The following is a 23,936-nucleotide window of genomic DNA, read 5'->3' as shown; positions in this document are numbered from 1 at the left end:
ACCCCCGGTCCCGGTGCTCATCCGGATCTTCCAGCAAGCGCCCAATCAGAAGATAGACCTTGTCGCCGCCCTTGAGATCTCCGTGGAAAGTGGTTGCAAGCCCATCGTGGATCCATTCGATTGCCGCCGAACCCTCCTGGCCCCATGCGGTTTGTGTTGCGGCTTCGTCCAGTGCCGTGCACAGACAGTAGCTCGCGCCGATCATGTGATCTCGCCGGATGTTTGCCTGTTCGCAGAGTTTCTCGAATACGCGCACTTCCTGATCGAGGAGCATGTGTAGTGCAAGTATCTGCTCAGGTTCAAGATGTTCCGGCATATCCGCCTGCGCACGCAGGAGTGCACTTGCTGCTTCAAGCAACGGGTTTTGTGCGCTCTGGACGGCCAACAGCCTTTTCGGCAACGGGATGGCCATGGCTCCCGGAGCTTCTTGCCGATTATCCGGTGATGGCTTTTGATCGACGAGGGGCGCCACGGCCTCGCTTGATTGGTTAGTCATAAAGAAACATCGATTTTTAATAACGCTTACATAACAATACGAATTTATTTAATTCAAGATACCGATATGGTTTTCAATCGACTCACCAGCACACATCCGCAACCAGCATGATGTGCTTCGAGAGCAACCGGCACTCCATCGACCAGGAAAGTTTCGTCCCCTTCCTCGATTCGATTCACGCCGTGCTCTGCGCAACGGACGAGGTCGAATTTACGAACAATGGCTTTTCCTTCAATACTATCCGTACTACTTCCCGTTAATATCTCGCCGCCGTGAGGTGCCAGCGTGTCACTGACCACAATGATCTGTCGGGACATGTTTTCTCCATTGAAGTCAATTAGAAACAAGAAGTCGATCGACTGTGAAAAGTTCATAAGTCGTTGATACGGTATAAGGACCGTGATCGACCGGTAATGTGTCGACGTCCCGCGATATATGCCCTCGACCGTCAAGAGGCGGCACCGCATTCTTCTTGAACGATGGTGTCGTCGCCTTGGCCGCATCGATCAGTGTCTTGGCGTCACCATCCCATTTCGGCAACGGTGCCGGGGGAAGCGGTAGAACTTTGTCGAGGTTTGGCAACTTCAAACGGCCTTGGAAGTGCTCCAGGGCATCGCCAATCTTGCTATAACGTTCCGCGCGGTCCCTGTCGACACGTTCTGCAAGACTTTTCCCATTTTTTAGGTACGTTCCATTGAACTCGACGGATAGTTTATTTGAACATTTCGCACTACCAAGCCTTACACCATTATGGAATATTTTCAGTGCGAGTTTTTTTGCCTCGTCAGAGTATCCACTCGATTGCAAAAATCCTAACTCATAGGCAGCATCACCATATCCCTGCGAAACTGCACACTGCAACATTTGCATAGCGATTGGCCGATTTCCCCAAAAATCGCCGTCTGGGGAATCATAGGTACCGCCCAGCTTGTCGCCAAGGAAAGTCATAGCCGATGGACTTCCCATATCTGCCGCTCTCTGGAAGAACGCATAGGCACTGGTGGCGTTTCCGCCTTTGACCAGCCCCCTCTGGTGGTACACGCCCATCTGATCGTACGCATCCGGCACACCTAGCGTCATCGCCTTCTCCACCCAACGAATCGCTACTTCCGGATTACGCTCAGGCACGCCCGGATAGCTGCTCAAAATCAATCCCGCGAGATTCAGCATTGCCTTCCAGTGATCGTGTTCGGCCGCCTGCTCGTATAGTCGATAAATCTTCGCGTAGTCGCGCCGCTTGTAGTACACGTCCGGATCGTCGAGCGCCAACGCCTGCTGGAACCACTGCTCTGCCTGTGGATCGATCGGCGGCACATGCTGATCCTGATATACGCACTTGAATTCCTTGCGGTGCGGATTAAGCAGCGGAAGTTTTTCGTAGCGGGGCTGGTCAGACATCGCGGCAGTCAATTTGTTGGTCACGGTAGTTAGCGGCCCCGCCTGCACGCTGACCGCGAACAAGCAAAGGCTCGTGACCACAACGCACAAGCGCCGCCCGACCACACTCGTTCCGGATTTGCTCACAGCGCAATCCTTTCGAAACCGTCGTCCGTCCGTGCATTGGGGCTCCCCATGAAGACCCACTGCACATGCACTGGGTCAATCTCCAAGTGACGATCAACTGGTTTCGGAAACGGCTGCCCCTCCGGCACGAATGCTTGCTGATCCCAGCGGTTGTACAAGGCCGCGAGCGGATGATCCACTCCGACGCTTGCCTCCCAAATACCCGTTTGCGGGCATCGCTCCGATCCGTGGCACGACAACTTCTCAGGCTGCGTCTCAAGTTGACGCAAAAATCCGGCATCACGCAGTTGCGCCAGAAATACCGATCGACTCGGCGGCACTGGTCGAGATTCGCCCAGGTAATGCCACTGCACCTGTTCGGCTTCCAGCCAGTTGACGTGCGGCGGGTCGAAACGCTCACCGGCCCGATAGCGCTCGGGGTGACCGCCGCGGGCAAATTTCAGTTGGTCCTTACGCATGGTCGACAAGCCGTAGAGCGCCATCCAGTAGCCACTTTCCGGCACCACCTTGTCACCGTTCACGGCATACGGACTTTGCGCTAGCGACATGACACCCTGCCCCTCAGGCATGCGGGCTCGACCTTCCAATTTGGATGCCGGGTCTTTTTTCGGAGGTGATGTCACTGCCTTGGCTGCATCGATCAGTGTCTTAACGTCACCGTCCCATTTCGGCAATGGTGCCGGGGGAAGCGGTAGGACTTTGTCGAGGTTTGGCAACTTCAAACGGCCTTGGTAGTGCTCGAGCGCATTACCGATCACTTTGTATCGTCGAGCACGAAACTGATCAACATATCCGATTAAATTTTCACCATCAGCCAATCCAAATCCGCGAAATTCTGATGCGATATTATTAGCGCATTTTGCACACCCCAATTTCACACCCTCGTGGAAGGTTCTCAACGCTTGCACTTTCGCCTCAACAGAATAGCCACTTTGCTGATAGAAACCTAACTCATAAGCGGCATTTCCGTACCCTTGGGCCACCGCACATTGCAACATCTCTATGGCGATTGGCCGATTTCCCCAAAAATCGCCGTCCGGCGAATCATAGGTACCGCCCAGCTTGTCGCCAAGGAAAGTCATAGCCGATGGACTTCCCATATCTGCCGCTCTCTGGAAGAACGCATAGGCACTGGTGGCGTTTCCGCCTTTGACCAGCCCCCTCTGGTGGTACACGCCCATCTGATCGTACGCATCCGGCACACCTAGCGTCATCGCCTTCTCCACCCAACGAATCGCTACTTCCGGATTACGCTCAGGCACGCCCGGATAGCTGCTCAAAATCAATCCCGCGAGATTCAGCATTGCCTTCCAGTGATCGTGTTCGGCCGCCTGCTCATATAGTCGATAAATCTTCGCGTAGTCGCGCCGCTTGTAGTACACGTCCGGATCGTCGAGCGCCAACGCCTGCTGGAACCACTGCTCTGCCTGTGGATCGATCGGCGGCACATGCTGATCCTGATATACGCACTTGAATTCCTTGCGGTGCGGATTAAGCAGCGGAAGTTTTTCGTAGCGGGGCTGGTCAGACATCGCGGCAGTCAATTTGTTGGTCACGGTAGTTAGCGGCCCCGCCTGCACGCTGACCGCGAACAAGCAAAGGCTCGTGACCACAACGCACAAGCGCCGCCCGACCACACTCGTTCCGGATTTGCTCACAGCGCAATCCTTTCGAAACCGTCGTCCGTCCGTGCATTGGGGCTCCCCATGAAGACCCACTGCACATGCACTGGGTCAATCTCCAAGTGACGATCAACTGGTTTCGGAAACGGCTGCCCCTCCGGCACGAATGCTTGCTGATCCCAGCGGTTGTACAAGGCCGCGAGCGGATGATCCACTCCGACGCTTGCCTCCCAAATACCCGTTTGCGGGCATCGCTCCGATCCGTGGCACGACAACTTCTCAGGCTGCGTCTCAAGTTGACGCAAAAATCCGGCATCACGCAGTTGCGCCAGAAATACCGATCGACTCGGCGGCACTGGTCGAGATTCGCCCAGGTAATGCCACTGCACCTGTTCGGCTTCCAGCCAGTTGACGTGCGGCGGGTCGAAACGCTCACCGGCCCGATAGCGCTCGGGGTGACCGTCGCGGGCAAATTTCAGTTGGTCCTTACGCATGGTCGACAAGCCGTAGAGCGCCATCCAGTAGCCACTTTCCGGCACCACCTTGTCACCGTTCACGGCATACGGACTTTGCGCTAGCGACATGACACCCTGCCCCTCAGGCATGCGGGCTCGACCTTCCAATTTGGATGCCGGGTCTTTTTTCGGAGGTGGTGTCACTGCCTTGGCTGCATCGATCAGTGTCTTAACGTCGCCATCCCATTTCGGCAACGGCGCCGGCGGGAGCGGAAGAACCTTGTCTAGGTTCGGGAGCTTAAGACGACCCCGGTAATGCTCCAAGACTCGGGCAATCTTGCTATACCGCTGGGCGCGGGCTTGATCGATGTAACCGACAAGATTGCTACCGTCGGTCAAATCAAATCCATCGAATTCGGTAAAGATATTGCTAGCACATTTGGAACTTCCAAGCCTCACCCCCTCGTGCAGCACCTCTAGTGCACGTCGCTTCGCCGATGGCGTCATCGATCGGGCATAAATGTAGCTGAGTTTATTGGCGGCATCCCCATGCCCTTGCGCCAAAGCACACTCAAGCATCTGCGTCGCAATGGGTTCATTCCCCCAGAACTCGCCCCCCGGATCGTCATATGTCCCGGCTAGCTTGCTGGCTAGGAACGTCATGGCGGACGGGCTTCCCATATCAGCTGCTCTTTGGAAGAACGCATAAGCACTGGTGGCGTTTCCGCCTTTGACCAGCCCCCTCTGGTGGTACACACCCATCTGATCGTACGCATCCGGCACACCTAGCGTCATCGCCTTCTCCAGCCAACGAATCGCTACTTCCGGATTACGCTCAGGCACGCCCGGATAGCTGCTCAAAATCAATCCCGCGAGATTCAGCATTGCCTTCCAGTGATCGTGTTCGGCCGCCTGCTCGTATAGTCGATAAATCTTCGCGTAATCGCGCCGCTTGTAGTACACGTCCGGATCGTCGAGCGCCAACGCCTGCTGGAACCACTGCTCTGCCTGTGGATCGATCGGCGGCACGTGCTGATCCTGATATACGCACTTGAATTCCTTGCGGTGCGGATTAAACAACGGAAGTTTCTCGTAGCGGGGCTGGTCAGACATGGCGGGGATCAATTTGTTGGTCAAGGTGGTCAATGGCCCCGCATGCGCGTGGATAGCATGCACGAACAGAGCGGCACAAAGAAAACGTACAAGGCCAATCGCAACAGTCATCGGCATCTCCTATCACACCGTCACTCGTTCGTTCAACGACGGAACAGTGACTCCCGCGTGCATGGTCGCTGTAGATCGATAGTCCTCAAATGGCAGCAAAAAACTATTCATCGGTTTTTCGCGCTCCCTCAGATCAGCATTCTTTTCCATTTGCTTATTCCATTTATCGAATACTTCCGACAACAAATCTCTTTCTCCCGCCCCACTTATTCGCCCCCCCGATTGCAATCCAAACACCCGCTCACGCAACTTCGCCACCCACTCCTCCCCAGTCGCAGCAATATTGATTTCGCTATCCACCGACATACTTCGTTGATTCAGGTTGGCGCTCCCGAGTGTCACGAATACATCGTCGATCAGCATCAGCTTCGAGTGAATATAAATCTCGCGATACGCCATCTTCCCTCCCACCATCCCGCTTGTGCGCAGTCGCGCCACGCTCACTTTCAGGCCAAGCGTGCCCTCCAACGCCTCCACGCTCGGACGATCGAGCACCTTGTGCCTTGCCTTGACCTTGAGCGGATTTCCGTGTTCATCCTTGAGATTCAGGTCGTATTGAACATACTTTGCTCTTTTATAGTCCTGACTCATCTTTCCGGAATCCACCAAATCGGCCTGATTCGGCATCGCTTTTCCGTGACCGAGTTCCGTCAATGTGTCAAAGGTACGCGGCACCATTCCGTCGTCCTCCGGATGTGGAATGACGATGAACAGATGGAGCCTAGGAATTTCGGCAATCGGCTTCTTGGACAGACGATCCCAAGCATCACAGAACTTTTCTCGCTGATCCTTCAAATGACGCGCGAATTCCGGGTAATAAAAGTACTGATTTTCGATATAGATGTAGTTACGTGCGTAGCTTGTCGCCTGGAAATACAGCTCCTTGATGCTTTTTTCCCGCTCGTGAGCCTGAGTCCGAACTATCTGTACAGCCTGCCGTGAATTTTTCGGCAAGGTGGGGATCCGAGGTGGCAACGCTGCCAACTCCTTCGTCTTCCAGTCTTTGGGCGCGAACAAATTCCAGCCTTGCTCAAAATTCTGGTGCAGACGCTTGAGCGCCGGCCCGACTACCCGGCAAGCGTAATCTTGCAGTGGCCTCGCATGCTTGTATTGCCCCGTACCAGTTCGATTTCCGGGATTCTGCGTAGCTTTTGCTTGCGCGTGCTCGCCATCGACATTTGTTGCCGACCAGGTCTCGCGCAGCGAGTCGTCGATTCGATGGTTTTCGCTGTCCCAGTAGTCCGTCACGGAGTTGAGGCCCATGACATATCCAATGGCATGAAGGCCTCCTTCATGCTCGTAATCAATCAGTATCGGCTTCTGGTGATGCGTCGGAAAATTCCACAGAAGCCCGGCCTCGTCTACGGGGTTATACCATTCGAACGCGGGTGGATCTTGCTCCTTTGGAGCCTGATCGATTAAAGCCTTGACATCTGATCTGGAAATACTTCGCAAAACGATCTGTAGATTTGGGTTTCTTCCTTGCGCCCTTTGCGACGAAGGGAGATGATCCTGCCACCACTTCACGCAGTAATCGTGGCGAGCGTGATTTGCGTATGGCGATCCAAGTGGTCCGTGCTTCGCATCGGTGTAACCAGGCATGTTGTTCTGCTTGGTCGATGCGAGCAAGTCATACCAAATCAGCAAGCGAACGCGAACGGGATTCCGCGCTCGAGTAGTGACTTCATGCAGCAACTCACCGTATGTTTTTCCACGCTTCCATTCCGCCCCAGAGCGGACGAGTTCCATTGCCGGATCGAACCCCCAGCAGACAATATCCACGGTTGCCTTGGCGTCACGGATGTCCTTCTCGATTCTTTCGAAGCCTTCGCGGCCACATACAAAGAAATCCAATGCGTTGCCGTAAGTAATCGGATTCTTCTCGCGCTTTTCCAGCAGCCATTGCACGGTGCCTTGCGCCCTACGCCCAGCTTCGTCGATTGCAATATCAACTGGATTATGCGTCTTGATGTCGTCGGCCATATAGTTGTCCCGTAGCGTTTCGAGCACACGTCACACGCGTTCGCCACGATTCGAGCGCAGATCGACATGCTCGGGATCGTGATTAAGCGCATCGCGCACCTTAAGATTGAACTCACCGCCGTTGCTGAGTTTGACGCGATACGCGCTTGTTCCCGGCTGATGATTCATGACGATCACGCGCCCGAACTCGTCGGTCACGCCCTCTCCGATCTTTGCGGTTCCCTTGAACAATTCGTACGGCTCGTCCACGTACCGGTTCGCGGCCCCAGGTAGCGCGCCAAGCGTGAAGTGCAGGTTTTCCGGCAATTCCGGGGCGTCGAGCACGAGCGGGCTGCTCTTGTTGTCCGGACCGGTGAATATGCGCCCAGCCGAATGCACTTCGAAACTCCCGTTTGTACCGCTTGTGATCTCACCGGCACGCCAGCGCGTGTAGCTACCGCCTCCGCTTATTTCCACTTCCTGCTGAGCACTGATGCGAATCCGGTCGGCAACGACCGTGACATTGAGTTTCGCGAGCAGGTTAATACTGTCTTTCAGCGCCTTTAGATCGATGTCACCTGCCGCGGCCACCAAGCGCATACCGGCTTGATAGACAAACAACCGTAACGCCTTGCGCATGCTCGCGAACAAGCCACCGCCCGTGCTGACCGACATGTCGGTACCGACAGTCACCGCGGCAGCACGGCCACTGCTCAGATGAATCTGTTCCGGCGTACTCGCAACGATGCCGGCGGGACTGGCGAGTACAAGCTGAGGGTCCCGGAACTGATTCAGCTTGCCGCCGCCCCGAATAGCATTCGCCTGTGCTTTCAAAGACGTCACAATGGTGGTTTGTTCACCATCGTGCGCATGAACGGACTGAGCAGTGTGTGCAAGCCCTTCTGCAAGCTCCTGGGACTCGGAAAGCTGCGCATCGATCTCGTCGACGCTGAATGCGTCGCCATTGGCGGCTGGTCGACTGAAGGTCGTGAGCAATAGCCCTTCGGCCCCCCGAACCGCAGCTTTGCCGTCCGTTCGCAATTCAGCCCCTCGACCACGCTCATCCTGCCGCCCAGCATTGCCGGCAATGCGCGTGATATACCCGAGATTCAACTGCGAAGTGCCTTCGTCGCTCGACAGGTGGGCCTGGATTTTTCCGTTCGTGTCGTCGAAGGCGAGCGTATTCGCCCGACGGCCGCCGACCTCCCGGCTGCGATAGCCGGCAAGCGTCTGGTTTTTCGGCAATGCGAACGGCGGCATGTTGAATGCATTGGCCGCACGCCCCACGATGATCGGTAAGTCCGGATCGCCGTTGACGAAAGCGACTTCGACCTCATGCCCCCGGCGCGGCAGAAAGATTCCGCCGAACTGATCGCCATGCCACGCACCGGCCACGCGCACCCAGCAACTTGAACGCTCGTCGTTGTTGCCAAGCCGGTCCCACAGAAACTGGAGCTTCACCCGACCGTACGCATCAGTCCAGATTTCCTGATTCTCCGGACACGTCACGACGGCATATTCGACGCCGTTCACACGTGGCTTTGCAATCGTACGCAGCAGCCTGAACGGTTCAATTGTCGGCTGCACCGTAAAATCCGCCTCGCAACGGTATCGCTGGCCGGATCCGGACGCTTCGCCAATCTCCTCGATCGTCAGCTTGCAGGCGATCACCGCATACTCGCGATTCGCCGCATCCTGCGGATAGTGCGACAGCACGAACGTCTGGCCTGCCACCATGCCGCGCAGGTTGCCTTTGCCGTAGGCCCTCAGCCCCTGACAACGCCGAGCCTCCATCTGCACCAGCGTCAGGTACTCCGCTTCCGTGCGCGGCTCGTTGTGATCGCCCGAGAGTCCAGCCGCACCAGCCTGCGGCTGTGCGTAATCACCCCACGTGTAGTGCTCCTGGTGGGCAAGCCCCGTATCGCGAGGATCCTCACGCGTCACCTTCAGGTCCGCACGCGGCAACGTATAGTCGTAGTCGACGCTCGTCACCGCACCTGCGGTCAGCGCGTGGGAGACCGAGAAGTCCTGAATGTGTTCCTCGTCAAGCCGTCGACCGGTCGGCGGTTCGTAGCGAAGCGCGGCATACGCGTCACCAAGCGGTTTGAGCGCGCCCATCGAGTCGCACAGCACAAGGCGATGCTTGCCTTCGCCATGCTCGAAGAAGTAGTAGATGCCCCACTCTTCCCACAGGCGCTGCAGGAACGTCCAGTCGCTTTCGAAGTGCTGGCGTTGAATGTCACGCTTGGGCCATGCGTTGTTCGGCCGCGGCGTGGTGAGCCGTTTTTCGACCGGGAACGGATACGACGAGAGCACCGCATCAGTGATCTCGACCACGGACATGTCCTGGAAGATACGACAGTCGCAATTCTTGGTTGCTTGCCAGAGCCATGGCCGCAGCGTGAGTGCATACACGATCGAACGACCATCCTCGCGCACGAGCGTCGCATGGCTCACGATACCGGTAATCTCGCGTGCGCCCGCGCCGAGATTGGCCATGCCAGCATTGCCGGCCAAGCCGGGGATGAAGCGGCCCTTGCCCTCGAGCTGAATCGATACGGTCACTTCCGTACCGATCAGCGTGTCGAGCTTGACGTTCGCCGCGATGCTCTGCGAAAACCCGAGCGCATCCGGAGTTTTCAGCTCAAGCGTGTACTCGAACAGTTCGCCAACGGTCTCGCCACCGGTGAGTTTCACCGGAGTGAGGATCGACTGTCCCGCATACAGCGGCAGGGCCGCGCCTGAGACTGATAGTGTCCGTGGTGCATCAAACAAAGCCATTCCGACATCTCCATTGAATCACTTGAGCTGCGGTTTACCTATAGTGCGTTCGGGTATCGACGCCTATCCGCCGATTCATTTCCAGCCGTTGACGAGCTGAGGCGGATTATTAATGAAATAGAAAAACAAAATACCCACCGAAACAATCAATACACAAAAAACATATACAAGACCAAGAAAGATTCCGCCGGCGATATCCGGTTCGCCGCGTACAAACAAGACAATCGCACAACCGACCGCTAGCAACGGTGGCACGATAAGGCCATAGCCCCCCCAAAACGACTGCGATCCCACACCTACAAATAAGACAAAGCAATAGCCTACGACCACAATCAACCAAGCCAGTCCGATACCGCGCCGTATGAGTTCTTTCTGAGTTGGGTTCGGAGACCGCTTGGTGATATTTTTCATTTTCCAGATTCGAGTTAGTTAAGAGCTTGGGCCAATTAGCTATCTAGCTCTCTCGCAACGGACGCGCTTATGCCCGTACGCCCCACAATTCGAGCTTGAGCGACGGAAACTCCCCCGCGACATGCAACGCAACGCCGCCATGCCGCACGACTTCCTCCCAAAGCGGCCCGCCCTGAGTCAATTCGTAATAGATGTAGCCCGCGTTGAATGGAATCTGCCGCGGGGGCACCGGCAACGCTTCGAGGCCAATACCCGGCAAGTGACTGCGCACGAGGCTCGGCAGCTTGTCCGACGGCCCCGCCTTCGCCTGCGCGAGAAACTGCTGCTTCAGCGCATCCGCAGGCATTGCCGCATGCACGGCCAGCACCAGCGCGGTGAACCCTTGCATGTCGACCGGATCGACCACCGCGTTGCGCATGCCGTGACCGCGATCCTCGAGCGCGATGCTCTGCGCGCTGCGCACCAGCACGGCGTTGAGCAGCCGATGCGTGTCGTCGACAACCGGCTTCAGGCACACATGCGGCGTCGTATGCTGATACATCGGATGCGTTTCGAGCGGACGGCGCGTATCGGTGCGCAGATGCGTCGACAACTCGCCAGCCATGCCGATCAGCAGCGCGTATACGTCCGATGGCGATGTCGCCGGCACCCGCAGCAGATGCTGAAGCAGCGGCTCGTAGCGGTTGAGAATCTGCAACAGCAGGTAATCGGTAACAGTCGCCGCGCTCGCGGTGGTGTCATCGGTTCCGGCCAGGCGCTGCGCCAGCGCATTCGCGCGCAAGCGCGCGAGATCATGAATCTTTGTCACCCAACTCGTGAGCAGATCGCTCGCGCCGTAACCGGATACGGGCGGCACAAGCGTGTCGTCGAGCGCGATGCTGCCATCCGCGCGAATCGTCTTCACGCACGTGAGTGCGAGACCGATCCATGCATCGCCCAACTCCTTTTCAGGCAGCAGGCGCACTCGCAAGTTCGACAGTTGCACCGATTCGGGCGCAAGGCCGATCGAGTTCGTGTCACGCAGCTCCGTGTCGAACACCTGATAACGTGCGAGCGAATCGGGTGTGTTGTCGAAGGTGGTCTCCTCGCAATTCGGCAACCGGACAGGCACGGCCAGATAGATGACCTGATCCAGATGCTCCTGCCGAATCGTCAACGGCGGCGGCAACGGCGTGTTGCCCGGCGCATCGAACGGCGTGCCGTCGGCGAACACCCCGGCCGCCGACTTGACGACCACCTTGCCGAGCGCCAGCGCTTCATGGTCGAGCGCGTAGTGCGTGAAGCCGAAAAAGAACGGCGACAGCGGCGCCGCACGCTGATGCGCGTATTTCTCGAAATAGCGGTCCTGCTGCTGGAACAGCTGCGGGCGGAAGAACAGCCCTTCCTGCCAGGCGACCTTGGCGTACCAGCTCATGCGTGCCGTCCGTTTTGTTGCGCGACGTGTTTCATTTTTTCGCTTCCGTGATCTTGACGGCCTTGGCCTCGAGATCGATGGTCAGTTTCAGCTTCGGCGTGAACAGGCGGTACCACGCCTTGTCCGGTGCGGTCGGCATCACATAAACTGCTCGCCACACCGCATTCGGCAAGTCGCGATAAGCCGCGATCACGCCGATGGCCTTCGTGGCCGAATCGGGCCGGCGCACGAACGTCCGGTGCTCGCCAGGGCGCAACTGCAACTCGTCGCGTTTCACCACGTCGTCGGCCAGCACCGTTTTGTGCTGGGTCTGCAGCGTGAAAAAGTCGGATGCCTCGAAGGCACCGTCGTTCTTCAGTTCGTAAACGCGCACGACGATCGGCGCAGCCCTTCCCCGGTCGTCCGGATTGACATCGGGCAGCGCGTTCACGCGCATATCGAGCCGAATCGGCTCCTTCGGCTTCGGCTCGCCACTGCTTGCGCAAGCGGAAAGCGCGAGCGCGCAGACAAGTGTGGCGACGGTCGGTATCGAGCGCATGCAGCTATGAACCCTTATTCCCAATGTGGGACGCCCCACAACCGACGGAGACGATTCGCCTGCACCGGTTGCGAGGCATCGATGCGATTACGCTTCCTTGTTGCCCTTGATGTCGAAGCTCGCGGTCACGGCGCCACCGCTGCCGCCCTGCGCGTTCTGCACGACGTACTCCTGCTTGACCTTCGCGAACGACAGCGACACCGATTCACGGCTCTTTTCCGCGTCGTTCTTGCTGCCCGACGGCTTCACGCGCGTGACGATCACGTCGCTCATCGTGAGCTTCAGGTATTCGAGCGGGTTGCCGCCGGCCTTGCGCATCACCAGCGTTGCCTGGTCGATGTGCTTGCCCGTGAGCGCGTACTTCATCAGGTTCGGGCTGGCGCGGTCGATGTTGTGCTCGAACGTCAGGTCCTTGACGGTGGCCTTGCCGGCACCGCCGCCGCTACCGGCGTGCATCGTCGATTCCTGCTGGATGTCCCACTCCCAGGTCAGAACTTCGATTTCGTCCTTGTGCTTGTCGTCGAGCGATTCACCGTTGATGCCGTCGATCTTCAGGAAAATGTCTTGCGCCATGCGTAGTACTCCTTTTATTAAATGATTTGAAACCGGGCGATCATCGTCCACCAAAGGCGTTCGATGTCCGCCCCTGCTGGACCTACCGGATGGTTAAGCCGCTTCCTTGATCGACGGCAGCTTCGTCACGAGCCGCAGCGAGACGGTCAGCCCTTCGAGCTGGAAGTGCGGACGCAGGAAGAATTTGGAGTTGTAGTAGCCAGGGTTGCCCTCGACCTCCTCGACCACCACTTCAGCGGCCGCAAGCGGCCGGCGCGCCTTCGTCTCCTGCGACGAGTTGGTCGGATCGGCGTCGACGTAATGCATGATCCATTCGTTCAGCCAACGCTGCATGTCCTCGCGCTCCTTGAACGCGCCGATCTTGTCGCGCACGATGCACTTCAGGTAGTGCGCGAACCGCGAGCACGCGAACAGGTACGGCAGGCGCGCGGACAGGTTCGCGTTGGCCGTCGCGTCCGCATCGTGATACTCGGCCGGCTTCTGCAGCGATTGGGCGCCGATGAACGTCGCGTGATCGGTGTTCTTGCGGTGCACGAGCGGAATGAAGCCGTTCTTCGACAGCTCGGCCTCGCGTCGGTCCGAGATCGCGATTTCGGTCGGGCACTTCATGTCGACGCCGCCATCGTCGGTCGGGAACGTGTGGGTCGGCAGGTTCTCGACCGTGCCGCCCGATTCGACACCGCGAATCAGCGAGCACCAGCCGTACTGCTTGAACGAGCGGTTGACGTTGACGCCCATCGCGTACGCCGCGTTCGCCCAGCCATAGCGCCCATGGTCCGAACCGTTCGTGTCTTCCTCGAAATCGAATTCGTCGACCGGGTTGGTCTTCGCGCCATACGGCAAGCGCGCGAGGAATCGCGGCATTGCAAGCCCCACATAGCGCGCATCTTCGGTGTTGCGCATCGAGTTCCACGCGGTGTATTCGAGGTTCTGCGTGAAAATCTTCGTCAGGTCACGCGGGTTCGCGAGCTCCTGCCACGACTCCATCTGCAAAACTGACGGTGCGGCACCGGTGATGAACGGCGTGTGTGCGGCAGCCGAGACCTTCGCAATCGAGCCGAGCAGGTCGACGTCCGGTGGCGTATGGTCGAAGTAGTAGTCTGCGACGAGACACCCGTACGGTTCGCCGCCGAGCTGACCATATTCCTCTTCGTAGATCTGTTTGAAAAGCGGGCTCTGATCCCAGGCCAAGCCCTTGTAGCGACGCATCGTGCGATGCAGCTCGGCTTTCGAGACATCCATGAAGCGAATTTTCAGATGCTCGTCGGTTTCGGTGTTCGACACGAGGTGATTCAGGCCACGCCACGCGGATTCGAGCGCCTGGTAATCGTCGTGGTGCAGAATCAGGTTGATCTGCTCGGAGAGCTTGTGATCGATCTGCGCGATGATCGCCGCGATGCTCTTGTACGCATCGTCGCTGATCGTTGCCGTCTGAGCCAGCGCCTGCTCGGCGAGCGTCTGAACGGCCAGTTCGACGGCTTCACGCGCGTCGTCGGTCTTGGGTCGGAATTCGCGCTCCAGCAGCTGAGTGAAATCGGATTCGGTATTCGTCTGCGCCACTGCGCCCCGTGCTTCCTGTTTCGCCATGATGGTCATCCTTTATCGGTTCGTCGGTCAGTTCGCGCCGTCTTGTGCGGCGGTTTCGTCCGCATGGCGCTCGGGCTTCGGCGCCGCGGCCAGCGACTTGAGCAGCGCCGGGTCCTGAAGCAGCTGCGTGACGAGCGCCTCGGCACCCGACTTGCCGTCCATGTAGGTCTGCAGATTGGCGAGCTGCGTGCGCGCTTGAAGCAGTTGGCGCAGCGGCTCGACCTTGCGCGCGATCGCGGCAGGCGAAAAATCCTCCATGCTCTCGAAGGTCATGTCGACCATCATCTGCCCGTCGCCCGTCAGCGTATTCGGCACGGCGAACGCGACACGCGGCCGGATCGCCTTCATGCGCTCGTCGAAATTGTCGATGTCGATTTCGAGAAAGCGCCGGTCCGATACCGCTGGCAGCGGCTCGGCCGGATGCTTGCCCGACAGATCGGCGAGCACGCCCATCACGAACGGCAGCTCGACCTTCTTCTCCGAGCCGTAGACCTCGACGTCGTACTCGATTTGCACACGCGGCGCACGGTTGCGCGCAATGAATTTCTGCGAACTGCTGGAAGCGGCCATGAATGAAACTCCTGAACAGTGGTGGTGGGACGGCGAGCTCAGCGAACCGGCTCGTCTTAATGAAGGGCGGTAGCGTCGAACGCGAGGGCCTGCCCCGGTGCGCCGGACGGATCGACCACGCCGATCGAAATACGCGACAGAGTCTGCTTCGCCTCGAAGGCCTCGAGCCACAGCGACGACAAGCGGGGCAGCACGTACTGCTCGATGAATCCGATCAACACGCGTGCGCCGGTTTCCTGCACGAGACAGCGGCCGACGATGTAATCGACGACCGCGTCGTCGTACGTCAGCGCGATTTCATGGCCGTCGGCCATACGCTTGACGACCCGGCCCAGATGCAGGCGGACGATGCTGGCGAGCGCACCGTCGGCAAGTGGCCGGTAGGGCACGACTGTCACGCGCCCGAGGAATGCCGCCGGGAATGTGTTCAGGAGTTCAGGCGTCAGTGCTGCCCGCAGGCCGTCCTGATCCGGCGCAAGCGACGGATCGGCGCAAAGACTCGTGCTCAGTTCGGAACCGACGTTGCTCGTGAGCAGGATCGTCGTATTGCGGAAATCGATATAGCGGCCGTCGCCGTCTTCCATGTAGCCCTTGTCGAATACCTGGAAGAACATCTCGTGCACGTCGTGGTGGGCCTTCTCGATCTCGTCGAGCAGTACCACCGAATACGGACGGCGGCGCACCGCCTCGGTCAGCACTCCGCCCTCGCCGTAGCCGACATAACCCGGGGGCGCGCCCTTCAGGCCCGAGACGGTGTGTGCCTCCTGATACTCGCTCATGTTGATCGTGATCAGATTCTGTTCACCACCGTACAGCGCTTCGGCGAGCGCCAGCGCGGTTTCCGTCTTGCCGACGCCAGAGGGGCCGGCGAGCAGAAACACCCCGAGTGGTTTCTTCGGATCCGTGAGACCTGCGCGTGCAGTCTGCACACGTTCGCCAATTTGACGCAGCGCATCGACCTGGCCGATCACGCGTGCCTCGAGCGTGTCGGGCAACGTGCGCACCGCGGCGACCTCGTCGGTCAACATCCGGCCGACAGGGATGCCGGTCCAGTCGGACACGATTGCCGCGACGATCGCCTCGTCGACTTCGGGAAAGACGAGCGGCGCATCGTCTTGCAGCGCCGCGAGCGCGCGTTCGAGTTCGCGCAGCTTCGGAAGCGCTGCCGCATCGTCCTGCGGGGTTTCGCCGTCGTGGGGTTCAATGGCTTCGCGTGCGGCGAGCAGCGCCTGTGCGGCAGCCGCCTGAGCGCGCCAGCGATGTTCGATTGCCGACTCTTCGCTCGCCAACGTATCGATGCGCGCGCGCACGGCCGTCAGCGCCCTGTCGGTATCCAGGCCGATACGGGCTTCCTGCACCAGCAACGCTTCCTCGGCACGTGCGGCCGCGAAGCGCTGGCGCACATCGTCCAGTTCACGCGGCGCAGCATGCTGCGACAGCGACACACGCGCGCAGGCGGTGTCAAGCAGGCTGATGGCCTTGTCCGGCAGCTGACGCGACGGAATGTAACGGTGCGAGAGCGTCACCGCCGCGCGGATCGCTTCGTCGAGCACCACGACACCATGATGCCGCGAAAACGTTTGCACGAGCCCGCGTACCATATCGACCGCGGCAGCCTCGGACGGCTCCGCGACCTGCAGCACCTGGAAGCGTCGGGTAAGCGCCGGATCTTTCTCGATGTGGCGTTTGTACTCCGCCCAGGTCGTCGCGCCGATCGTACGGATCGTGCCACGCGCAAGCGCGGGCTTCAGCAGATTGGCGGCATCGCCCGTACCCGCCTGACCGCCCGCGCCGATCAGCGTATGAATCTCGTCGATGAAGAGGATCACCGGCGCCGGGGATTTTGCAGCGGCTTCGAGCAGCCCTTTGAGGCGCGCTTCGAACTCCCCTTTCATGCTGGCGCCAGCGAGCAATGCGCCAACGTCGAGCGACAGCAGTCGCACGTCGGCCAGCTTCGGCGGCACATCGCCCGATGCAATTGCCCGGGCAAGCCCTTCCACGACGGCCGTCTTGCCGACGCCGGCCTCCCCCGTGATCAGCGGGTTGTTCTGCCGACGGCGCAACAGGACGTCGATCATCGTGCGAATCTCGAGTTCACGGCCGATGACCGGATCGATCTCGCCCGCGCGAGCGCGCGCTGTCAGGTCTGCGCAGTACTGGTCGAGCGAACCGCCCTTCGATACGACCGGAATTGCACCGGACGCTTCGCCCGGCGTTGCCGCCGAAAAGTCGCTGTGATCGTATGGCGCATCGGCGGCTTCCGGCGAGCCGTCGATCCATGCGGGCAATTTGTCGCCCAGCCCGTCGACAGGAATCTTGCTGAACGCGACAGAGATTGACAGCAGAACGCGCCGCAACTCGGGGGTCGAAACAAGCGCAGCGACGAGCCACGCGCCGCGCACTCGCCGATCGCCGTGACTCAGCGTCGCGAGCACCCACGCGCGTTCGATCGCCGTCTCGATGTGCCACGAGAAATCGCCGATCGAACTGGCACCGGCCGGCAGCGCGGCCAACGCGGTTGCGAAATCCCGATCCAGTGCGTCGCGATCGATGCCAGCGTGCCGCACGATGCGATGCAGGTCGCTATCGGGTTGCTGCAGGAGCTGATGCAACCAGTGGACGAGCTCCACGTACGGATTGCCGCGCAGCTTGCAGAACCGTGTCGCCGATTCGATGCTGCGGTAGAGCTGAACCCCGAGCTTGCCGAACAGCGCCTGGCGTGAAATCGTCATGCGAACCTTCTTGTTGTTGATTCGATATTTTCCCGGCTCTGGCCGGAGCGATCAGGAATCCTGTTCATGCGGCATTGGTCTACTGACGCACTTCGCACACAAATAATGTGCAAGCCTCTCAGGCCGAACATTATTTCAATTAACTTTCTCCGCCGTCAATCCACTCAAACGGGCAAGCACCCAGCCAATCAAAGATATTCCGCGTTCGTCCCACGTACCGAACGAGAGAGGCAACCACCCACATGACAAACCTACTAACCAATTGATTAAATTGATAAAATACGAAATTAAACGTGAACGAAATTTTTTACAATCACCCGCCAACCCCAACCATCCCAATATTCGCCGTGCGCAATCCATGCATCACATGAATTTATTATTTGGAGATTTCATCTCGATAATATTTTCAAATCGATCGGCCCATTTAAAATCGTCCAATTACGTACATCCATGAGTAAAATGCGCAATCCGCCATCACTGACTCTTCCATGCGCTCATTCCGCTTGCCGTGGCACCGTCGACTCGACACCTCGCTTGCCGAGCCCGAGTTGCGTAACGCGCCGCGCGGTCCCGACAAGCAGGAGGACGGCGCAGCCGCACTCCCGTTCGAATCGTCGGGTCTCGCTGGCCGCGGTCAGTCGATCCTTGATCTGATTGGCAGCCACGGTATCAGCGGAAACGGCGTCCGCGAGAAGCTCGGCGGCGGATCGCTTGCGACGCCGGCCCCTGAACGCACCGACGACCTCGTCGAAACGCTTCACGCGCAGTACTGGCGCGCGCTAACGGACCCGCACACCGCCCTGTCCGACTCATGGCGCGAACAGCTCGACTCCCCTGCGACGCCTGTCGCGTCAGTGATGCCCGATTTGCACGACGTACAGCTGACACCGGCAAATCCAGCCAGCGCTGGTTCCATTGAAGTGCTGCTATCTGGCAAACACAATCTCGAGGACGCGTTCGGACAGCTGGAGCAGAGTTTGATGCCCGATCTGGAAGTCGAATCCGTTCCGGAAGTGTTACGCCTCTTTGCGCCGGCCGAATTCCATGCGGCGCAAGCGCACCGCGCACCGCCTCTGCCGCCCGCGCTCACCCGGCGTGAGCATCACGCGCTGTCGGTCGACAGCCCGCTGTCCGCGCCTGTACGCGAGAGCGAAGCATGAAGATGCCATTTGCAGCCGCAGAGCCGTCCAGTCACGCCCCGAACAACGAATCGCGGGGATTTCGGTCTCTTCGAGCTGGCCCGCGCGTAATTTGGCTCGTGTGTGGCGGCCACCACTACCGGAGAATCGGTCGATGACCGAGCGCAAACAGCGTCCAGTGCGGGGCAACTCGGCCGTTCCCCGCCCACCGAGGCAGGCAAACGCGCACCTGATGCCGACCCTGCTGGACCGGCTGCGGGACGACGCACCGCTTCGACTCGTCGAAGCGCCCGAAGAATACGCCGTCACGCGCAAGCAGATGCGCGATATCGTCCAGCGCGATCTCGCCTATCTGCTGAACACGACGAGCATCGAAGACCAGATCGAGCGCGCGCACTATCCGCAGGCGGCCGCGTCCACCGTCAATTTCGGCGTGCCGCCGCTCGCCGGCACTTTTCTCGCGTCGCGCCAATGGAACGACATCGAGCAGATGATCCGGCGGGCCATCACCGATTTCGAGCCGCGGCTGATCGCCGATTCGCTGGTGGTGTCGCCCCGTCAAGGTGACGACGCCAGCGGTCATCACAATGTGCTCGCGTTCGACGTGCGCGGCCTGGTTCACATGGACCCGTATCCGCTCGAATTCATGGTGCAGAGCTCGCTCGATCTCGAGACGAGCGAGATCCAGATCACCGGCATGCGCGCCGGGTAGGCACGGCACAACGACACAACGAGACCTTTCCTATGGACCCGCGGCTACTCGACTATTACAACCAGGAACTTGTCTACATGCGCGAACTCGCCACCGAGTTCGCACAGGCGCATCCGAAAATCGCGCGCCGGCTCGGCATGCAGGCCGGCGAAGTGGCAGACCCCTACGTCGAGCGCCTGATCGAGTCGTTCTGCTTCATGGCCGCGCGCATGCAGCTCAAGCTCGATGCGGAGTTTCCGCGCTTCACCGGGCGGCTACTGGAAGTGATCTACCCGAATTACGTCGCGCCCACGCCGTCGATCGCGGTCGCGCGCCTGTATCCCGGCCAAGCCGAAGGCAATCTGGCCGCAGGCTACCGTATCGCGCGCGGCACGTCGTTCAAGGCGCGGATTCCCGATGGCGAAAAAACCGCCTGCCAGTTTACGAGTGGCCAGGACGTCACGCTCTGGCCGCTCACGATCACCGATGCGCGCCTGACGGGCATTCCGCCCGACATCCCGGCGCTCGACCGCTATGTTCCACCCGACCGACAGGTGCGCGGCGCATTACGGCTGCGGCTGGCGACGACAAGCGACATGCTCATCGCCGATCTGAAGGGGCTCGATCGGCTGCCCGTGTATCTGGCCGGCGACGAACAGGTCGCCTCTCACCTGTTCGAGCTGCTGCACGTCGCCGGCGTCGCGTCCGTGATTGCCGCGCCGGGCAAGTTCGGCGCACCGGGGGGCGCTCCCGCCGCCGTGACGCACGGCGCGATCGAACACGAGGGCTTGCGCACCGATCAGAACTTGCTGCCACTGACCTGGACGAAGTTTCACGGCCATAACCTGCTGCACGAATACTTCGCGTGCCCCGCACGATTCTGGTTCTTCGCACTCAACGGTCTGGCGCAAGGGCTGTCTCGCGTGAACGGTCGCGAGGTCGAAATCGTCGTGCTGCTCGACCGAGCGCCGGGCCTGCTCACGAACCTCGTCGACGCGTCGCGCTTCGCGCTGTTCTGCACGCCAGTCATCAATCTCTTCAAACGGCATACCGACCGCATCGAGATTTCTCCCCGCGAGACCGAGTCTCATCTGGTGCCCGCCCGGCTCGCACCGCTCGATTACGAAGTGTTCTCGGTCGAGACCGTGCATGGACAGGTCGCTGCAACCTCGAACGAACTGGAATTCCGTCCGCTCTATCAGACGCTGAACAACGACGAAGGCAATCACGGCCGGTATTTCTCGACACGGCGCGAACGACGGATCGTGTCGGATTCAGCGCGCCGTTACGGCACACGGACGCCCTATGTCGGCACCGAAGTGTTTCTCTCGCTGGTCGATCAGAACGAGGCGCCTTATGGCGAGAACATTCGTTTTCTGTCGGTCGCCGCGCTGCTGACGAACCGCGATCTCGCCACGCTCGTGCCGCGCAATGGCGTGCGCGACCTCACAACCGACGCGTCCACGCCAGTCGAAAGTATTGGCCTCATTCGCCCGCCGAGTCCGCCGAAAGCGCCGTATGCGGAACGAGAAATGGCGTGGCGCCTGATCCGCCAGCTCAACTTCAACTACCTGCCGCTCGAAGGTCTCGATCATCGTGACGGGGGGCAGGGAATACGTGACCTGCTGCGCCTGACCGTGTCGAACGACAACGATGAACAGCTGCTGCAGATCGAAAGCCTCGTCGGCGTCAATACTCGCGCGGTCACGCGCAAGCTGCCGGGCACCGGCCCAATGACGTTCGGGCGTGGCATCGAGTGTGCGGTCACGGTCGACGAGACCGGTTTCTCCGGTGTGAGCCCCTATCTGTTCGGTACGATTCTCGAGCACTGGCTGGCGCGGCATGTATCGATCAACAGCTTCACGCAGACCGAATTGCATTCGATGCAGCGCGGCCGTATCGCACGCTGGCCCGTGCGCACCGGGACCCGCGGAGTGCTGTGATGGAACGCGCTACCTTGCCGGCGCTCGTGCGCGACAGCACGCTCTCGCCCGACCTGCTGGAGAGTCTTCAAATGGAGCCGTGGCGCTTCGGGTTCCTGTCACTGCTGCGGCGCATCGGCGCGAATCCCGCGGTCGACCCCGTCGGCACTGCCCGCCGACCACGGTCGGAGCCGTTCCGGCTCGGACAACAACCGAGTCTCGCTTTCGCGCCGCGCGAAATCGCCAGCGTCCAGGAAGCGGCGGGACGGCTCAAGGTACGGCTCTTCGGTCTCGGCATGCTCGGTCCGAACGGGCCCCTGCCGATCCATGTGACCGAATGGGCGCGTGAACGCGAAGAGAGCCGTCGCGACACGACGACGGTCGACTTCTTCGACATCTTCCATCACCGGTTCCTGACGCTGTTCTATCGTGCGTGGGCATCGGCACAGTCGACAGCCGGCCTCGACCGGAAAGACGACGAGCGGTTTTCGTTCTACATTGCGAGCCTCACGGGCCACGACACCGCGGAAATCGCGCGGCGCCCCCTGCCCTCGCACGCGCGATTGGCGGCGTCCGCGCATCTCGTCCGCGAGTCGCGCGACGCGGACGGCCTGCGCGCCACACTCGAGCACTACTTCGGCGTGCCGGTCGCGATCGACGAGCACGTGTTCCACTGGATCGCAATCGATGCGGCCGATCAGGGACGCATGGGCCGGCCTGGTCCCGCCGCGACGATGGGGCAAGCCGCGATGCTCGGTCGAGTGGCACCGGACCGTCAGCACCGGTTCCGCATCGTGATCGGCCCCATCGATCTCGACGCGTATTTGCGCTTCACACCGCAGGGCGAGGATCTGCCGCGCCTCGTCGAATGGGTGCGGGCATTCGTCGGCTACGAACTGGAATGGGAACTTGAACTGCGCATCAAGCCCGAAAGCGCGCCGCCGGCCGTGATGGGCGGCCGCCAACGCATCGGATGGTCCGGGTGGCTTGGCCGCCCGAACCCCGACCGGCCGATTACCGGCATGCGGTTCGAGCCCGAGCGTTACGTACGGCATTTCGAACGGCGCACGGCTGAATCCGACAATCGACCATGAGCAAAAAGCAATCAACCCGACGGTCCGTATCCGGTCAAGGTACCGCGAAGGACACGCCGCATCACGACTGGCTCGCGCCCGTGAGCGATTCCATGCCCTGCGGCCCCGACCTCGAATACGACCACGATTTCGTCGTGCTGTTCGCGCGTGCGGCACCCAGGCAGGATGTGCAGTACGGCGCGTTCGTCGGCGCACCCGATCCCATCAACTGGAGCGAGCTCGAGCGCGACTGCCGACGGCTCATGGTGCGGACGAAAGACATTCGGGTCGCCGTGCTATATACGCGGTGTCGCACGCGGCTCGCCGGTGCCGCAGGTCTCGCGGATGGCACGAAACTGCTGGCCGCGTGGCTCGATGCATTTGCCGAACACGTCCATCCCCAGCCCGATATCGACGGTGGGCACGGCGCCGCAAGTGAAGTGCGGATGAATGCGATACAGGCCCTCGCCGATCCGGAAGGACTGCTCGCAGACGTGCGCGAGATCGTGCTTTCGAAGTCGACGCTGGCGCGACTGCAGGTGCGCGATGTCGAGCGTGCTTTTGCGCACCCTCGCCCCGCCGATGCGCTCGCGCCCGAGTCCGTTACGCAGCAGTTGCTGGATGTGCACGCGGTGCAGCCAGAGGTGATGACGGGTTTCGATGATGCGATTGCGCATCTCGCTGCAGTCGATGCGTGGTGCGCCCGTCATCTCGAAGGATATCTGCCCGATCTGGCGTCACTCACTCGGCTGCTCGGCAAGCTGAGTGTCACGGTGTCGGCGAACACCCCCGAACAGATGGAAGAAGCCCCCGATCCTGCTCTAGTCCACGACGCATCCTCAGAGAGCGATGCGTCGGTGCAACTAGAACCGGCGAATGACAAAACGGTTGCTGCCAACGACCACATCACGGCCCGACCGACATCCTCACCCGCAGACCGCCAGGCCGCGCTCACTCTGATTCGTACGGCGCGAACATGGTTCGAGACCCACGAACCCAGCAGCCCGATTCCCGTATTGCTCAAGCGTGCGGAGCGGTTCGTCGGCAAGCCTTACGCTGAGGTCGTCACGGCAATTCCGGCCGAGCTTCTGGCGCAGTGGGAAGAAACCAGCGGTTCATGACCATGGCCTCCTCGTCAGCGAAACATCGTATAGGCTCATCGAGCGCGCGACGGATTAATCGCCCCGCCATTCATGTGGTTAGCGTTTCCAAGCTGACGGCG

18 protein-coding genes and 1 pseudogene are annotated in these 23,936 nt (G+C 60.0%); 5 read left to right on the top strand and 14 right to left on the bottom strand.

Annotated elements, in window-relative coordinates; genetic code table 11:
- Positions 1 to 7 precede the first annotated feature (7 nt).
- From KR541_RS26155 to tssH, 14 genes and pseudogenes are all read right to left on the bottom strand, one after another.
- A pseudogene (locus KR541_RS26155) lies at positions 8 to 412 on the bottom strand (DotU/TssL family secretion system protein); the annotation flags it as partial.
- A gap of 137 nt (positions 413 to 549) precedes the next feature.
- Positions 550 to 813: a PAAR domain-containing protein gene (locus KR541_RS26150; RefSeq protein WP_080334197.1), complete on the bottom strand. Its 264-nt coding sequence runs from the start codon at positions 811 to 813 to the stop codon at positions 550 to 552.
- A 16-nt stretch (positions 814 to 829) separates the two neighbouring features.
- Entirely contained in the window at positions 830 to 2,020 is a 1,191-nt protein-coding gene (locus tag KR541_RS26145) for a tetratricopeptide repeat protein (protein ID WP_235356176.1), read from the bottom strand.
- A complete protein-coding gene (locus KR541_RS26140) occupies positions 2,017 to 3,678 on the bottom strand; it encodes an SEL1-like repeat protein (RefSeq protein WP_252996819.1) in 1,662 nt (553 codons plus the stop codon). The genes KR541_RS26145 and KR541_RS26140 overlap by 4 nt, the downstream gene beginning before the upstream one ends.
- Positions 3,675 to 5,321 (bottom strand): SEL1-like repeat protein, encoded by a 1,647-nt coding sequence (locus KR541_RS26135; RefSeq protein ID WP_235356177.1) that lies wholly within the window; start codon positions 5,319 to 5,321, stop codon positions 3,675 to 3,677. Before KR541_RS26135 ends, KR541_RS26140 begins: the two co-directional genes overlap by 4 nt.
- 12 nt (positions 5,322 to 5,333) lie before the next feature.
- The gene (locus tag KR541_RS26130; RefSeq protein ID WP_089489752.1) at positions 5,334 to 7,304 is read right to left on the bottom strand and encodes a phospholipase D-like domain-containing protein; all 1,971 of its coding nucleotides are present in this window, start codon (positions 7,302 to 7,304) and stop codon (positions 5,334 to 5,336) included.
- A gap of 30 nt (positions 7,305 to 7,334) precedes the next feature.
- Positions 7,335 to 10,064 carry a type VI secretion system Vgr family protein gene (locus KR541_RS26125; protein ID WP_124631107.1) on the bottom strand — a complete coding sequence of 910 codons (2,730 nt, stop codon included), beginning with the start codon at positions 10,062 to 10,064 and terminating at the stop codon, positions 7,335 to 7,337.
- Positions 10,065 to 10,139: 75 nt separating this feature from the next.
- The gene (locus KR541_RS26120; protein WP_124631106.1) at positions 10,140 to 10,475 is read right to left on the bottom strand and encodes a hypothetical protein; all 336 of its coding nucleotides are present in this window, start codon (positions 10,473 to 10,475) and stop codon (positions 10,140 to 10,142) included.
- Positions 10,476 to 10,542: 67 nt separating this feature from the next.
- Positions 10,543 to 11,889, bottom strand: a complete 1,347-nt coding sequence (tssK, locus tag KR541_RS26115; RefSeq protein ID WP_050012732.1) for a type VI secretion system baseplate subunit TssK — start codon at positions 11,887 to 11,889, stop codon at positions 10,543 to 10,545.
- 31 nt (positions 11,890 to 11,920) lie between these two features.
- Positions 11,921 to 12,427: a type VI secretion system lipoprotein TssJ gene (gene tssJ, locus KR541_RS26110; protein ID WP_050012733.1), complete on the bottom strand. Its 507-nt coding sequence runs from the start codon at positions 12,425 to 12,427 to the stop codon at positions 11,921 to 11,923.
- An 87-nt stretch (positions 12,428 to 12,514) separates the two neighbouring features.
- Positions 12,515 to 13,000: an Hcp family type VI secretion system effector gene (locus KR541_RS26105; protein WP_050012734.1), complete on the bottom strand. Its 486-nt coding sequence runs from the start codon at positions 12,998 to 13,000 to the stop codon at positions 12,515 to 12,517.
- A gap of 93 nt (positions 13,001 to 13,093) precedes the next feature.
- The gene (tssC, locus tag KR541_RS26100; protein ID WP_124639598.1) at positions 13,094 to 14,587 is read right to left on the bottom strand and encodes a type VI secretion system contractile sheath large subunit; all 1,494 of its coding nucleotides are present in this window, start codon (positions 14,585 to 14,587) and stop codon (positions 13,094 to 13,096) included.
- Positions 14,588 to 14,614: 27 nt separating this feature from the next.
- Positions 14,615 to 15,157 (bottom strand): type VI secretion system contractile sheath small subunit, encoded by a 543-nt coding sequence (gene tssB / locus KR541_RS26095; RefSeq protein ID WP_050012736.1) that lies wholly within the window; start codon positions 15,155 to 15,157, stop codon positions 14,615 to 14,617.
- A gap of 56 nt (positions 15,158 to 15,213) precedes the next feature.
- Positions 15,214 to 17,889 (bottom strand): type VI secretion system ATPase TssH, encoded by a 2,676-nt coding sequence (gene tssH / locus KR541_RS26090; RefSeq protein ID WP_216089890.1) that lies wholly within the window; start codon positions 17,887 to 17,889, stop codon positions 15,214 to 15,216.
- 488 nt (positions 17,890 to 18,377) lie between these two features.
- On the opposite strand from tssH, the gene KR541_RS26085 reads away from it, so the two are divergent.
- The 5 genes from KR541_RS26085 to KR541_RS26065 all read left to right on the top strand — a co-directional run bounded on the left by KR541_RS26085 (position 18,378) and on the right by KR541_RS26065 (position 23,835).
- The gene (locus KR541_RS26085; protein WP_050012738.1) at positions 18,378 to 19,049 is read left to right on the top strand and encodes a TagK domain-containing protein; all 672 of its coding nucleotides are present in this window, start codon (positions 18,378 to 18,380) and stop codon (positions 19,047 to 19,049) included.
- A 133-nt stretch (positions 19,050 to 19,182) separates the two neighbouring features.
- Positions 19,183 to 19,740, top strand: a complete 558-nt coding sequence (gene tssE / locus KR541_RS26080; protein WP_050012739.1) for a type VI secretion system baseplate subunit TssE — start codon at positions 19,183 to 19,185, stop codon at positions 19,738 to 19,740.
- Between the two features lie 32 nt (positions 19,741 to 19,772).
- Entirely contained in the window at positions 19,773 to 21,662 is a 1,890-nt protein-coding gene (gene tssF / locus KR541_RS26075) for a type VI secretion system baseplate subunit TssF (protein ID WP_216089889.1), read from the top strand.
- Positions 21,662 to 22,735, top strand: a complete 1,074-nt coding sequence (gene tssG / locus KR541_RS26070; protein WP_050012741.1) for a type VI secretion system baseplate subunit TssG — start codon at positions 21,662 to 21,664, stop codon at positions 22,733 to 22,735. Before tssF ends, tssG begins: the two co-directional genes overlap by 1 nt.
- Positions 22,732 to 23,835 carry a type VI secretion system protein TssA gene (locus KR541_RS26065; RefSeq protein WP_050012742.1) on the top strand — a complete coding sequence of 368 codons (1,104 nt, stop codon included), beginning with the start codon at positions 22,732 to 22,734 and terminating at the stop codon, positions 23,833 to 23,835. Before tssG ends, KR541_RS26065 begins: the two co-directional genes overlap by 4 nt.
- Positions 23,836 to 23,936 lie beyond the last annotated feature (101 nt).

Origin of the sequence: Burkholderia sola (genome assembly GCF_905400185.1) — a bacterium.
GTDB lineage: Bacteria > Pseudomonadota > Gammaproteobacteria > Burkholderiales > Burkholderiaceae > Burkholderia > Burkholderia sola.
Note: the sequence above shows the minus strand (reverse complement) of the source record. Positions and strands in the feature narration are given on the sequence as shown.